The sequence below is a fragment of the Roseateles sp. GW821-FHT02E12 genome (genome assembly GCF_059421665.1).
The window spans coordinates 1,980,662-1,992,541 of record NZ_JBWKVK010000001.1 but is presented as its reverse complement, the minus strand read 5'-3'; the positions used below and the strand labels follow the sequence as shown (position 1 = coordinate 1,992,541).

The window sequence follows — 11,880 nt, the reverse complement described above, 5'->3', positions numbered from 1 at the left end:
CTTGGGCGATGTGCATGCCGGTCAATCCGGCATGCATCGCCGTCCCCTCGGGGGACCGGCTGGACTTGCCGCGTTCAGCAGGCAAGGCCGGACGAGGGGCCAACAGTCCTACAACTTGAAGTTGAAGCTCACGCCATAGAACTTGTCGTCCGACCGGATGTCGTGCGGGAAGCTCTCGTTCTGGAAGTAGCTGTAGTACTTCGAACCCGTCAGGTTGTTGGCGTTGACGTTCATGCTGAGGTGCTCGTTGAACTGGTAGCCCAGCGAGAGATCCAGCCGGCCGTAGGCCTTGACGCGGTTGTAGCTCGGCGGCACGCCGGGGTCGCAGGCGGCAACGGCCATGCCGTTCTCGTTCGGCGGCGCCAGCAGGCAACCGAACTGGCCTTCGTTGAACTTGCTGCGCCAGGTGTAGGTCAGGCGGCTGGTGAAGCCGTACTTCTCGTACAGCAGGCCGGCGTTGTAGCTGTGCTTGGAGACACCCAGCAGCGGCTTGCCGAACAGCGGGTCGCTGGCGGTGTCGACCTTGCTGTCGGCCATGGTGTAGTTGCCGAACACGCCGACGCCGCTCAACGGGCCGGGCAGCATGTCCAGGAAGTACTGGCCGCTCAGCTCCAGGCCCTTCAGCGTGGACTTGCCGAGGTTGCGCGGGCGGTTGATGTCGTAAACGATGCCGCCGATGGTCTCGGGGTAGGAGGCGCGCACGACGCGGTCCTTCAGCACGCGGTGGTAGACGGCGGCCTGCAGGTAGCTGCCCTTGCCGAGGTACTGTTCGATGGACAGGTCGTAGGCGGTGCTGGTCTGGTCCTTCAGGTCGGGGTTGCCGCCGCTGCCGCTCGGGCGGATGTTGAGGTTGCTCGGCACCGTGTAGTTCAGCGTCGGGTTCAGGTCACCCAGGCCCGGGCGAGCCATCGTGACGCCGGCCGTAGCGCGAACGATGAGGTTAGGCATCACCTCCAGCTTGGCGCTGGCGTTGGGCAGGAAATGGTTGGTGGTGGACGTGGCGGTCTGCGGTGTGACGACGCCGTTGATGCGACCAGCGCCGGAGATGGTGCGCTCGGAGCGCACGAAGCGGCCGCCGAAGACGCCGTCCAGGCGCATGCCGGCCACCTGCGTCTCGTAGTGCGGCTGCACGTAGAGGGCGTAGGTCTTTTCCTTGGAGTCGTAGTTGTTGACCGGGCTGTAGGCCGGGTCGCCGGGCTGGCTGCCGTAGAGCACGCGCAGCACGTCGGTGTTGTTGCGCAGGTAGTCGGCGTTGGGCGTCATCCACGGCTGGCAGCCGTTGATCTGCGGGATGCAGTTGGGCGCCTGAACCAGGAAGTCGGCCGGCAGCACGGTGGCCGAGCTGACCTGCGTGACGCGGTTGCCGCCGGGCGAGCCGGGGCCGCCGGCTTCGTTGGCGCGCCAGGTGGAGCTGCGGTCGGTGGCACGGCCGCCGAAGTCGACCGAAGTGATGAAGCCTTCGAGGTCGTAGCTGCCCTTCAGCGAGACGGCTTCCTGGCGGCTCTTGGCATTGTTGATGTCCTGGAACAGCGAGTTGGCGAAGCGGAAATCGGTCTTGCTGCCCAGCGGGTTGCCGGTCATGTTGGTGGTGCCGTTGCCACCGTCGTTGACGACGATGTCGACCGCGCTGATCTGCTTGCCGATGTCGACAATGATGTTGCGGTTGCGGTTGTCGGACCTCATGTGCGAGAGGTCCAGGTTCAGCGACAGTGGGCCCGAGTTGTACTTCCAGCCGCCGGCCAGCACGCTCTGGTCCGTCATGCCGACCTTGGCCTGCGTGCTGGTCAGGCCGGGCACGTTGTTGAAGGTGGCCGACACGCCGTTGCACAGGCTCTGCACGCCCAGCGAAGAGTTGCCAAGGAAACCGGCGCCGTCCACGTGCGCCTTGAAGCAGTCGGTGCTGGCCTTGGCGTTGGTGATGTTCTGCGCCGCGAAGATGTCCGAGAAGATGAAGTAGGTGGCGAACTCGGCGCGGTAGCCGGCGTAGAGCGCGTCGGCGTAGAACTCGTTTTCCTTGTTGGGGCGCCATTGCACGGAGGCGTTGGCCTGCGGGCGCTGATAGTTGCCGGTGTCGGTCAGGCCGCCCACGCAGGTGGGCAGCACGATGCCGGCCGCACCCGCCGGGCCGTTGCTGCCGGAGCGCGGGTCGCAGTTGAAGGAAATGGGGCGGTTGAACTTGTGGTCGGCGTAGGAGACGTCGATCAGCGCGCCGATCTCGCCGGCACCGGTGGATTCGCGGTAGGAGCCGAGCACGCCGAGCTTGGTGCTGGGCTTGGTGGTGAACTCGCCCACATTCGCGCGGCCGTTGACGACCAGCGTCAGACCCTTGCGGAACTCCATCGGCTTGCGCAGCTTCAGGTCGATGGCACCCGCCACGCCGCCTTCGACGAGGTTGGCGCCGGCCGACTTGTAGACGTCGGCGCGCGAGATGGCTTCGGCGGGCAGATCCTGGAAGGCGAAGCCACGGCCCACGCCGGTGAACATCTCGCGGCCGTCCACGGTGGTGACGATGTCGCCGATGCCGCGGATCAGCGGGTTGACGATTTCGTTGTTGAAGTTGACGACGGTCTGGATGCCGGGCACGCGCTGCAGCGCTTCGGCCACCGTGTTGTCGGGGAACTTGCCGATGTCGTCGGCGACGATGGACTCGACGACCTGGTCGGCATCGCGCTTGGACTGCACGGCCGCGTTGCGGCTGGCGCGCTGGCCGAGGATGACGACCTGGTCGAGCTTGCTGGCTTCAGGCGCCGGCTTGGCGGCCTCCTGGGCAACAGCCTGCTGGCCGGTGAGTGCCAGCGTCAGCATGGCGGCCGCCGAGATCGGCGAGAGAGTGAATCGCTTCATTGTTTTGTCTCCTGAGGCTTGGGCGGCGCTGCGTATGGCGCCGCCTTGGGCCGGTTTTGAACGAAATCTTGGCGCCGGTTGGCGCGGTCCCCTCGGGTCTGTAGAGCGGCGCATTGCCGATGCCGCCTCAACCCTCGATCATTACAAACAACTTTTCTTGCAACATTGGGCGCAACAAGGCGCCCGAGTGGCGCTTTGCATCACCACCACCGCCGAGACAGTGACTCGACGGGTCGTCTTTCAGAATCCGATCATCCCAATGGCCATCGGGGCGCCGCTGGTTTTGCACCCTCACAGCCTGCGCTTGAGGGCCTATTTCGATCATTGAATTGATTATTCACCAATTTACTTGTTATAAAACTATCGCAAACCATGAGGCCACCACACATCACTGCGCCAGGAAGCGCGACTCGCGCTCCAGCAGGCGGTTGATGCGCTGCTGGCCCTTGGCCAGCGTGGCTTCCAGGGGCTCGCCAGAGACGACGATGGCCGAGACCGTTTCACCCAGCAGGCCCATGACGCGCGCCTGTCGCGCGACCGTCGTCGGCAGGCCGCCACCGACCTGGGCGACAGGCCCGAGGGCGGCGCGCATGGGCAAGGCCTTGAAGGCCGGGCTGTCGACAGCCGACTGCCGGGCCGGCAATTGGCCGGTGCGAGCCCAGGCCAGGCTCTCGTCGTGGAGAAAGCGCAGGAAGCTGTAGGCCGCCTCGCGCTCGGCCGCGGTCTGGCGCGGGTTGCGCAGCATGACCCAGACGTGGCTGTCGGCCCAGGTGGCGGGCTTGGCGTAGAGCTGGGGCTCGGGCAGGGCCTCGTAGGCATGGCTCAGCGGGTTGCCCGCATGCGCGGCGCGATCGTTGAGCTGGCCGAGCAGCCAGGTGCCGTTGAGCATCACGCCACCGGCGCCCGCCATGAAGGCCTGCAGCGCGGCGCTGTAGTCCATGTGGCGGGTGGACAGGCCTTCGGTGTAGAGGGTGCGCATCAGCGTGACGGCGGCCGTCACTTCGGGCGTGTCGAGGGCGATGGCGCGGTCCGTCTTGGGGAAGAGGCTGGCGCCCTGCTGGTTGACGAAGCCGAGCACGCAGCGCGCGAAGAAGCTGGGGTCGTTCAGCGTCAGCCACACGAAGTAGGGCTTGCCGGTGGTGCGCTTGAAGGCGCGCGCCTGGTCCAGCAGCTCCTGCGGTGACGTGGGCAGCTTGGCGTGGCCTTGTGCGTCGACGAGGCCGGCCTGCTTCATCAGCCCGAGGTTGATGTGCCACAGCATGGCGTGGCTGTCGTAGGGCAACGCCAGCACATGGCCGTTCAGCGTGACGCCATGGCGGGCATGGGGCGTGAAGTCGGCGGCGTTCAGTGCGCCGTCCAGCGGCTGCAGCAGGTCGCGCTTGGCGAAATCGCCCAGCACCGAGCTGTGCATGATGGCGATGGTGGGCAGGTCGCCACCGACGATGCGCGCACCCAGCTGCGGGTAGTACGCCGAGTGCTCCACCACCTGCGTGTTGACGTGGACACGGCCCGACTGCTGTGCGTTGAACTTGTTGGTCAGCACGGTGATGATCCCGCACTCGCTGCTGACCTGGGCCGGGTCGATGACGTGGCCGAACTCTGCGTCGCAGCTGCCGAAGAAGCGTGCCAGCGTGATCTCGACGGGCGCGGCGGCAGCGGCGCCTGTGAGCAGCGCGGCGGCGAAGGCCAGGAGCGTGCGCTTCATGGCTTGCCCCCCGCCACAGCGGCCACGATGTGGCGCTGGAAGAAGGCGTACAGCACCAGCACCGGCAGCGCTGCGAACACGGCCTGGGCCATCAGGAAGCCCAGCCCTTCCGACTGCGCGAAGTTGGTCTGAGTGGCGGCGAGGCCCAGGGTCAGCGTGTACATCTGGGGCTGAGTGGCGGAGATCAGCGGCCACAGGTAGTCGTTCCACGCGGCCAGGAAGCTGAAGATGCCCAAGGTGGCCTGCGCCGGCAGCGTCAGCGGCAGGATGACGCGCCAGAAGATGGTCCAGCGCGAGGCGTTGTCCATCAGCGCGGCCTCCTCCAGCTCGCGCGGGATGGCCTTGAAGAACTGCGTCATCAGGAACACGCCGAAGGGTGCGGCCAGGCGCGGCAGGATCAGCCCGGCATAGCTGTTGTGCAGGCCGAGTTCCGCAAAGAAGCGGTGCAGCGGGATGACGACGGCCGGCTCCGGCACGGCCAGGCCGGCCAGCACCAGCGCGAAGACGACGCGCTTGCCGCGAAACTCACAGCGCGCGAAGCCGTAGCCGGCCAACGACGACAGCAGCAGCACCAGCAGCGTCTGCACGCCGGCCACCACGCAGCTGTTCAGCACCCAGCGGAACACGGCCGGGTTGGCGAGGATGTCGGCGTAGTTGCGCAGCGTGAAGGGCGTGGAGAGGATGGCGTCGGTGCGCTCCATCAGCACGGCGTTGGACTTCAGCGAGAGCACGAACACCCAGGCCAGCGGCAGCATCCACAGCAGCGCCAGCGCGATGGCGCCCGCCATCAGCAGGCGGTCGAAGAGGCCGGTCTTCATGCGGCGTCCTCGCGCTTTTCCGCCCAGCGCTGCACGGACACGCCCAGCACCAGCAGCACGAACAGCAGCTGCGCGGCAGCGGCCGAGTAGCCCAGCGCCCATTGGTCGAACAGCGCCTCGTAGATGAACATCACCATCGTCCGCGTGCTGTTGTTGGGCCCGCCGTTGGTCAGCAGCTGCGCCTGGCCGAACACCTGCAACTGGCCCAGCAGCTGCACGATGGCGACGAGGATCAGCGTGCGGCGCAGCGCCGGCAGCGTGATGAAGCGGAAGGAGCGCCAGCGGCTGGCGTTGTCCAGCGCGGCAGCTTCGTAGAGGTCCTTGGGCACCTGCTGCAGCGCGGCGAGGATGAGCGTCATCGGCAGGCCGATGCCCCACCACAGCGTGACGAGCGCAATGAAGGACAGCGCCAGGCGCTCGTCGCTCAGCGGCGCGAGGTCGGGCAGGCCGAGCGACTGCAAACCCTGGCTCAACAGCCCGCGGTCCGGCAGCAGCACCAGGCGCCAGATCAGCGTCACCACCGTCACCGACAACACGTTGGACGCGAAGAAGGTGCCGCGCAGCCAGGCGCCCAGCTTGCCGGGCCGGTTCAGCACCAATGCGAGCGCCAGGCCCAGGCCGACGAAGGCCGGCGTGCACAGCGACGCGAACAGCACCGAGTTGGCGGCGCAGCGCAGGAAGATTTCGTCCTTGAGCAGGTCCAGGAAATTCGCGATGCCGACGAACTGGCCGCGGCCGGTCAGCAGGTCCACCGCGTGGAAGGACAGCCAGAAGCCCTCCAGCACCGGTGCCGCGAGCAGGCCCAGGTAGCAGAGCAGGAAGGGCGCGACAAAGGCCCAGCCCACCCAGGCGGGGCCAGCTATGGCCGAGCGATTGAACGTGGCTGCGCTCATGCGGCAGCGGCCTCGGCATGATGGGCGACACCGCCCGCGTCGAAGACGTGCAGTTGATCCAGGTCGGGCTGCAGGCGCACGGCGTCACCCAGCGCCAGCGCGCGCTGCACGGGCACCTCGGCGACAACGACCGTGCCATTGCCGAGCCCCACGTGGGCCAGGCTGCGTTCGCCCAGCCGCTCGATCAGCTCGACGCTGCCAGACACCACGCCGTCGTCGGTCAGCTTCAAGCCCTCGGGCCGCACGCCGATGCACAGCTCGCGTGACTCCACGCCCGCCCTCACCTGCGTGCGCAGCACCGCGCCGCCCGCCAGCCGCACGGCGACAAAGCCTTGCTCGTCGGTCACGCGCTCGGCGGGAAGAAAGTTCATCGCCGGGCTACCGACGAAGCCGGCAACGAACTTCGTGCGCGGCCTTTGATAGATCTCCATCGGCTGCCCGACCTGCTCGATGCGCCCGCCGTTCATGACGACGATGCGATCGGCCAGCGTCATGGCCTCGACCTGGTCGTGCGTGACGAACACCATCGTCGAGCCCAGGCGCTTGTGCAGGCGCGCCAGCTCGATGCGCGTGCGGTTGCGCAGCTTGGCGTCGAGGTTGGACAGCGGCTCGTCGAACAGGAAGGCCTTGGGCTCCTTCACCACCGCGCGGCCGATGGCCACGCGCTGGCGCTGGCCGCCGGAGAGCTGGCCGGGCTTGCGCTGCAGTAGCGTGTCCAGCTCCAGCATCTGCGCCGCAGCGGTGACGCGCTGGTTCACTTCGGCATCGGCTAGGCCGACATTGCGCAGGCCGAAGGCCATGTTGTCGAACACGCTCATGTGCGGATAGAGCGCGTACTGCTGGAACACCATCGCGAGACCGCGCCTGCCCGGGGGCAGCTGGGTCACGTCAGTGCCACCCAGCACGATGCGCCCGCCCGACACGCTCTCCAGCCCCGCCAGCATGCGCAGCAACGTGGACTTGCCGCAGCCCGACGGGCCGAGCAGCACGATGAACTCGCCGGCTTCGATCCTCAGCGAGAAGTCGGGAATGATTTCGACGGTGCCAAAGCGTTTGGCGACACCGGCGAATTCGATGCTTGCGGTCAAGGATTTGTCTCCTGCTGGGCGTCGTCTAGCGTGACGCCTCTGCTTGTCTCAAGGGTTCAGCGCGGGCGGGTTCCATATTGCCGCAGCAGTTCGGCTTCACGCTGTCGGTAAGGCGTGCCGTCGGTGTGCAGCACGTCGTGGAACCAGACCAGCGGCGGGTGGATGGTGTAGGGGCGTTGCCAGGAGTCCCAGGGCATCTTGGTCTGGCTCTTGCCGTCGACAAAACCCCAGTTGATCATGCCGATGTCCTCGCGCGCCGCGATGGGCAGCGCGATGTCGAAGGTGGAGCCCAGGCTGCGCGCCATGTACTCGGTGCAGATCAGCGGGCGGCCGTAGCTCTGCAGCTGCTTGATGCGCATCTCGAACTTCTCGGGCCAGTTGTAGTCGTGAAAGCTCACGACGTCGGAGCATTCCAGCTGGGCCTTCTGCACGGCGTTCAGCTCGGGCGAATCCGGCGCCCAGTTGTCGCCCAGCCAGAGGCCGCTGGTCAGCGGCTGGATGGGCGCTTGAGCACGCGCCCAGTCGAAGGCCTGCGGGATGAGTTCGGCCACCAGCGCGATCTTGTTCTTGGCCTCGCGCGGCAGGTAGTAGCCCATGCCGCCGCCCTGGTTGTCGGGCTCGTTCCAGATGTCCCAGTAGGTGATGCGCTTGTCCTGGCCGAAGGTCTTGACGATGTCTTCGACGTAGGCACGCAGCGCGGGCCAGGTGGCGCGGTCGCCAAGCTGCGCCGCCGACGGGCTTTGCACCCAGCCAGAGTTGTGCACGCCGGGGATGGGCTCGCGCTGGGGACCGAGCTTGGGCTCGGGGTCCCAGCAGGAGTCGAACAGCACGAACATCGTCAGGATGCCGTGGCGCTCGGCGATGTCGAGGTATTGGGCGATGCGCTTCTTGAAGCCAGCAGCGTCCTGCGCCCACAGCAGGTCGTGCAGGAACACGCGCATGGTGTTCATGCCCAAGCCTGCGGCCCAGCTCAACTCCAGGTCGATGCGCTCCGGATCGAAGGTCTCGGCCTGCCACATGGCCAGTTGGTTGATGGCGGAGGCCGGCACGAAGTTGGCGCCCAGGGCCCAGGGCTGGGCCTTGAACCAGGTGTGCGCCTGCTCGGGCGTCCAGCGGGCGGGGGAGGTGGTCGGGTTGCTCATGGTCTGTGAGGGGTCAGGCCGCGCGGGCCGGGGTGAAGCGGTAGGTCAGGCTGTGGCGGTAGGTCTCGCCGGGGCGCAGCACGGCACCGGGTTGAGGCCACTCGGGGTGATGGGGGCTGTCCGGCAGGGCCTGGGGCTCCAGCGCCAGGCCGGCATGGGCGGCGTAGGGGCGGCCATGGCGGTCCGGCGTGCGGGGCAGGAACTCGCCGGCGTAGAACTGCAGGCCGGGGGCGGTGCTGTGCAGCGCGAGGCTGAGTTGGCGGTCGCCGGACTGCAGCGTGGCCTCGGCGCCCAGCCAGCAGTGGTCATGGCCCACGGGCTGGGCGCCGGTGGCGTGCAGTGCGTCCAGGGCTTCGCCGATTCGGCGCGGCTCGCGGAAGTCGAAGGGGGTGCCGCTCACGTCGGCCTGCTCGCCGGTCGGGATCAGGTCCGGCCGCACGGGCAGGTAGCGGCTGGCAGCCATCTGCAGCCGGTGGTTGGCAATGCTGCCGCCGCCGTCGAGGTTGAAGTAGGCGTGGCTGCTGAGGTTGCACAGCGTCGGCGCGGTGGTGGTGGCTTCGAGCGTGATGCTGACGGTCAGCGGCGGCTCGACGCGGTAGATGGCGCGCACGCTCAGCTCGCCCGGGAAGCCCTGGTCGCCATCGGGCGAGCGCAGCGCGAGTTCAAGGCGGTCCGCCGTGTGGCTGACCACCTCCCACAGCTTGCGATGGAATCCGCCGGCGCCGCCATGGAGCTGATGTTCGCCCTCGTTGGGCTGCAGCGCAAAGTGCTGGCCGTCCAGCTCGAAGGACGCACCGGCGATGCGGTTGGCGTAGCGGCCGATGATGGCGCCGAGGTAGCCGGGTTGGGTCAGGTAGTCGGCCGGCGTTTGATAGCCCAGCAGCACCTCGCGCTCGGCGCCGTCGACGGGCACGAGGCAGGACGCCCAGGCCGCGCCGGCATTCGTCACGGCGATGCGCAGGCCGTCGCTGGATTGCAGCGTGAACACGTCAGGCGCTGTCATGCCAACACTCCCGCACCGCCCGAAGCGGCGCAGACATGGACTTCGGCCTCGCGATCATCCGGTGACCGGTAACCCTTGGCCACCGCGGCGCGGATCTCGTCGACCATGCCCACCGGCGCCAACGCGATGACGCAGCCGCCAAAGCCACCGCCCGTCATGCGCGCCCCACCGGCGTCGCCGATGACGTCCTGCACCAGCGCCGCCAGCGCGTCGATGGCCGGCACCGTGATCTCGAAGTCGTCGCGCATGGACCAGTGCGACTCGCGCATCAGGCGGCCGATCTCGCGCAGATCGCCCCGCGCCAGCGCCGCCGCCATCAACTCGCACCGCTGGCTGTCGCTGACGATGTGCCGCGCACGCCGCCGCACCAACGGGTCCAGCGAGCCACCCAGCCGCGACCACAGCGAGTCGTCCACGTCGCGCAGTGCCTTCACGCCCAGGCCCACGGCCGCCGCTTCGCACTGCTGGCGGCGCAGGTTGTATTCACTGTCCACCAGCCCGCGCTGGATCTTGGAGTCGATGACCAGCACGGCCGTTCCCACCGGCAGCGGGATGGGCTTCACATCCAGGCTGCGGCAGTCCAGCAGCAAGGCGTGGCCACTCACGCCCAGCGCGGACGACATCTGATCCAGCACGCCGCACTGGCAGCCGGCAAACACGTTCTCTGCTCGCTGCCCCGCCAGGGCCATCGCCTTGGGCGCCAGTTGCCAGCCGTTCAACGCCGACAACGCCTGCCCGACGGCCAGCTCCAGCGACGCCGACGAACTCAGCCCGGCGCCCTGCGGCACGTTGCCGGCAATCGCCAGCTGGGCGCCGCCAACCTGCAGTCCCTGCTGCCTCAGCACGGCCACCATGCCCTGCACATAACGCAGCCACTGCGGGCTGCTGCTCACGTCCGCCGCGTCGCCGACACGAAAGCGCCCGAGAGCTTCGCCCTGGTCGCAGGCCAGCACCTCGACGACATCGTCATCGCGCGGCGCAGCAGCCACGACCGTATCGCGGTCGATGGCGCAGGGCATGGCGAAGCCCTCGTTGTAGTCGGTGTGCTCGCCGATCAGGTTGACGCGGGCCGGTGCACGGGCCAGACGTTGCGGCTGGATGCCGAAGGCGCGCAGGAATCCCTGCGCCGCGCGTTCACGCGGCGTTGTTTGAAGTGGAGCCGTCATGCCGCCCTCGGTCGCCGGTAGTGCTGGGTGTCGCTGGCGTCGCGCAGGCGCTGCGCGGCGGCTTCGGGCGTCAGGTCGCGCTGGGCCTCGCCCAGCATCTCGAAGCCGACCATGAACTTGCGCACCGTGGCCGAGCGCAGCAGCGGCGGGTAGAAGTGCGCGTGCAGCTGCCAGTGGCGCAGGCCGGCGTCATCGGCCCGCCCTGCCTCGTGCGGCGCGCCGTGCCAGCCCATCGAGTAAGGGAAGGAGCAGCCGAACAGGTTGTCGTAGCGCGTCGTGAGGCGCCGCACCGCCACGGCCAGGTCGTCGGCCTGCACGGCCGTCAGCGCGTCCAGGCGCAGCGTGTGGGCCTTCGGGACAAGTAGCGTCTCGAAGGGCCAGGCCGCCCAATAGGGCACGACGGCCAGCCAGTGCTCGGTGTCGACGACGACGCGCTCACCCGCCGCCAGCTCGGCGCGGGCGTACTGCACGAGCAAGGGCTCGCCCTGCGCGGCGAAGTGCTCGCGCTGGTGGCGGTCTTCGAGGTCGGCCTCGTCGGGCCATTGGTCCAGGCCCCAGATCTGGCCGTGCGGGTGCGGGTTGGAGCAGCCCATGGCCGCGCCCTTGTTCTCGAACACCTGCACCCAGCGGTGGCGCAGGCCCATGTCGGCGGACTGTTCCATCCACGCCTGCACGACACCACGCAGCGCGACCGGGCCCAGCTCGGGCAGGGTCTTGCCGTGGTCGGGCGAGAAGCAGAGCACGCGGCATTCGCCGGCAACGGGCGAGGCCTGCAGCAGCGCGTCGGCGGTGGCGGCCGGCGCGCCAGAGGTGGGCTGCAAGGCCGCGAAGTCGTTCGTGAAGACGAAGGTGCCGCGGTAGTCGGGGTTGCGCTGGCCGTTGGCGCGCACGTTGCCTGCGCAGAGGTAGCAGGTGGTGTCGTGCGCGGACAGCGGGGCGTCGTCGACCGCCTCCTGCGCACCCTGCCAGGGGCGCTGCGTGCGGTGCGGCGAGACCAGCACATGCCGACCCGTCAGGGGGTTGCGGCGGCGGTGCACGTGCTCGCTGGGGTCTGGGGAACTCATGCTTTGCATTATCGCCATTTTATTTGTTATTAACGATCAGTCATTACCCTAATCATCGCCACGCCTCCCAGGGAAAGCGCCGCTGCGCCCGTCAAAGACGGCCGCATAAACTCGCAACTTCTTTGGGTCCAAAGGTGGGAGTGGGGCAATGGAGGTC

The 11,880-nt window shown here is 68.0% G+C and carries 10 protein-coding genes; 1 reads left to right on the top strand and 9 read right to left on the bottom strand.

From position 1 onward, the window contains the following. Nucleotides 1-108 precede the first annotated feature (108 nt). Nucleotides 109-2,844 (bottom strand): TonB-dependent receptor, encoded by a 2,736-nt coding sequence (locus tag AC07V5_RS09455; protein WP_495115393.1) that lies wholly within the window; start codon nucleotides 2,842-2,844, stop codon nucleotides 109-111. Between AC07V5_RS09455 and AC07V5_RS09450 the strand changes: the two genes are divergently transcribed. Beyond that, the gene (locus tag AC07V5_RS09450) at nucleotides 2,831-3,172 is read left to right on the top strand and encodes a hypothetical protein (protein ID WP_495115392.1); all 342 of its coding nucleotides are present in this window, start codon (nucleotides 2,831-2,833) and stop codon (nucleotides 3,170-3,172) included. The genes AC07V5_RS09455 and AC07V5_RS09450 overlap by 14 nt on opposite strands. 60 nt (nucleotides 3,173-3,232) lie before the next feature. Here the strand turns inward: AC07V5_RS09450 and AC07V5_RS09445 are convergent, their stop codons facing one another. Genes AC07V5_RS09445 through AC07V5_RS09410 form a run of 8 tightly spaced genes read right to left on the bottom strand, consistent with a single transcriptional unit; the run spans nucleotide 3,233 to nucleotide 11,723 of the window. After that, nucleotides 3,233-4,549: an extracellular solute-binding protein gene (locus tag AC07V5_RS09445; RefSeq protein WP_495115391.1), complete on the bottom strand. Its 1,317-nt coding sequence runs from the start codon at nucleotides 4,547-4,549 to the stop codon at nucleotides 3,233-3,235. Then, nucleotides 4,546-5,367 (bottom strand): carbohydrate ABC transporter permease, encoded by an 822-nt coding sequence (locus AC07V5_RS09440; protein ID WP_495115390.1) that lies wholly within the window; start codon nucleotides 5,365-5,367, stop codon nucleotides 4,546-4,548. The genes AC07V5_RS09445 and AC07V5_RS09440 overlap by 4 nt, the downstream gene beginning before the upstream one ends. Beyond that, on the bottom strand, nucleotides 5,364-6,260 hold the full coding sequence (locus tag AC07V5_RS09435; protein WP_495115389.1) for a carbohydrate ABC transporter permease: 897 nt from the start codon (nucleotides 6,258-6,260) through the stop codon (nucleotides 5,364-5,366). The genes AC07V5_RS09440 and AC07V5_RS09435 overlap by 4 nt, the downstream gene beginning before the upstream one ends. After that, a complete protein-coding gene (locus AC07V5_RS09430; protein WP_495115388.1) occupies nucleotides 6,257-7,348 on the bottom strand; it encodes an ABC transporter ATP-binding protein in 1,092 nt (363 codons plus the stop codon). Before AC07V5_RS09430 ends, AC07V5_RS09435 begins: the two co-directional genes overlap by 4 nt. 56 nt (nucleotides 7,349-7,404) lie before the next feature. Continuing rightward, entirely contained in the window at nucleotides 7,405-8,490 is a 1,086-nt protein-coding gene (locus AC07V5_RS09425) for a glycoside hydrolase 5 family protein (RefSeq protein ID WP_495115387.1), read from the bottom strand. Nucleotides 8,491-8,503: 13 nt separating this feature from the next. Further along, nucleotides 8,504-9,493: an aldose epimerase family protein gene (locus AC07V5_RS09420; RefSeq protein WP_495115386.1), complete on the bottom strand. Its 990-nt coding sequence runs from the start codon at nucleotides 9,491-9,493 to the stop codon at nucleotides 8,504-8,506. Then, complete coding sequence (gene galK, locus AC07V5_RS09415) at nucleotides 9,490-10,659, bottom strand: galactokinase (RefSeq protein ID WP_495115385.1); 1,170 nt, start codon at nucleotides 10,657-10,659, stop codon at nucleotides 9,490-9,492. Before galK ends, AC07V5_RS09420 begins: the two co-directional genes overlap by 4 nt. Further along, nucleotides 10,656-11,723, bottom strand: a complete 1,068-nt coding sequence (locus AC07V5_RS09410) for a UDP-glucose--hexose-1-phosphate uridylyltransferase (RefSeq protein WP_495115384.1) — start codon at nucleotides 11,721-11,723, stop codon at nucleotides 10,656-10,658. Before AC07V5_RS09410 ends, galK begins: the two co-directional genes overlap by 4 nt. Nucleotides 11,724-11,880: the final 157 nt, after the last annotated feature.